Here is a 1,869-nt window from a genome sequence, read left to right as displayed (position 1 = left end):
AGTCCCAAAAAGCCCCGCCGGCAAACAGCACCATCAGCATGATGCCGAACAGGAAGCCCGGAATGGCATAGCCGACAATGACGACGCCGCTGGTCCAGACGTCGAAGGGAGTGCCGTCCTTGACCGCCTTGCGGATGCCGAGCGGGATCGAGATCAAATAGGACAACAGCGTGATCCACAGCCCGATCGAGATCGACACCGGCATTTTTTCCAGGATCAGGTCGAGCACCGAAATGTCGCGGAAATAGCTGTCGCCGAAATCGAAGCGGGCATAGTTCCACAGCATCATGCCGAAGCGCTCGAGCGGCGGCTTGTCGAAGCCGAACTGCTTTTCCAGCTTCTTGATGAATTCCGGATCGAGCCCCTGCGCACCGCGATATTTCGAGCTGACGTCACCGGCGGCATCGAAATTGCCGCCAGCACCCGCGTCGCCGCCACCACCGCCGAGGCGGTCGCTGCCGCCCTGATTGGTCAGCCGGGCGATGACCTGTTCGACCGGACCGCCGGGGGCGAACTGGATGACGGCGAAGGATATCGCCATGATGCCGAACAGCGTCGGGATCATCAAAAGGATGCGGCGCAGGATATAGGCGCCCATCAGGCCTTCTGCCCTCGTTGAGCGAACATCTCAGCCTTTGCCAATTCTTGCCGCCTTGCCCTTATCGAACCACCACAGCGTCTCGACCGGAAAGCCGAAATCGGGCTTCTGTTCGACAAAGCCGAACATGTCCCAATAGGCGACGCGGTGATTCGCCAGATAGTATGTTGGAATCCAGTCCAGCCGCGCGCGCAAGACCCGGTCGAGCGCTCTGAGCGCCGTGACGAGTTCTATACGGTCTTTCGCCTTGGCTGCTGCCGCGATCAGGGCGTCGATGGCCTTGCTTTCGGTGCCCGGATAGTTGCGTTGCCCCGGGATTTTCGCCATGCGGGAATCATAGAGCATCTGCAGGCTGTCGTCAGTCGGCGTCGCCCCGATCGACCAATGCAGCAAGGCAAGATCGAAGTCGTAATTGCTGTGCCGCTGCTCATACTGCGCCGAATCGATTTGCCGGATCGATGCGTCGATTCCGATCGCCTTCATATTCTCCGACCACGGGGTGTAGATACGAACGATGCCATCGTCCTCCGCCAGCATTTCGACCCGCAGCCGCTCACCCTTGTCATTGACGACGAAACTGCCGTCGCGCTTCCAGCCGGCTTGCGCAAGCAGTCTCGAAGCCTCGCCCAGCAGCTTGCGGTCATGGCCCGAACCGTCGGACAGGGGCTGTGTTACCGCTTCACCGAAAACCTCTGGCGGCAACTCGGCCCGGAATGGCTCCAGCAGGGCCAATTCGTCAGGCGAGGGCAGGCCTTCGGCCTTGTAATCCGATCGTTCGAAGTTCGATTGAGAACGCTCGTAGGAGCCGTAAAACAAGGCCCGCTTCATCCATTCGAAATCGAAGCATCTGGCGATCGCCCGCCGCACCCGCTCATCGCGGAATTGCGGACGACGCTGGTTCAGCGCGACGCTCTGCATGTCTGGCGTCTTCTCGCCGGGAAATTCCCGTTTGAGGACCTTGCCGTCCTTCAGCGCCGGAAAGTCGTATCCGGTCGCCCATACCCGTGAGGTGAATTCCTCGCGAAAATGCGTGTCGCCTTTCTTGAAGGCCTCGAATGCCGCCTGCCGGTCAAGATAGAAGTCGATGCGGATGCGGTCGAAATTGTAGAGGCCGCGGTTCACCGGGAGATCGCGGCCCCAATAGTCGGCGACGCGGTCATATTCGACCGTCTGTCCGGCCGCCACGCGTCCAATCTTGTAGGGACCCGAGCCAAGCGGCGGCGTCATGGTCGAAGCATCGAAATCATTGGCCGTATAAAATGCCTTGGAGA

At 60.1% G+C, this 1,869-nt stretch carries 1 protein-coding gene and 1 pseudogene; both read right to left on the bottom strand.

Annotated features, from left to right (window positions below; all coding sequences use genetic code 11):
• Positions 1-598, bottom strand: a pseudogene (locus EN914_RS33870) (microcin ABC transporter permease); the annotation flags it as partial.
• A gap of 30 nt (positions 599-628) precedes the next feature.
• Positions 629-1,869: extracellular solute-binding protein (locus EN914_RS33865; RefSeq protein ID WP_164779117.1), on the bottom strand; the 1,241-nt coding region annotated here is incomplete at its 5' end.

It is taken from the genome of Mesorhizobium sp. M7A.F.Ca.CA.001.08.2.1 (assembly GCF_003998455.1).
Taxonomy (GTDB): Bacteria; Pseudomonadota; Alphaproteobacteria; order Rhizobiales; family Rhizobiaceae; genus Mesorhizobium; species Mesorhizobium ciceri.
The sequence above is the reverse complement of the archived record's forward strand: the minus strand, read 5'-3'. Positions and strand labels throughout refer to the sequence as shown.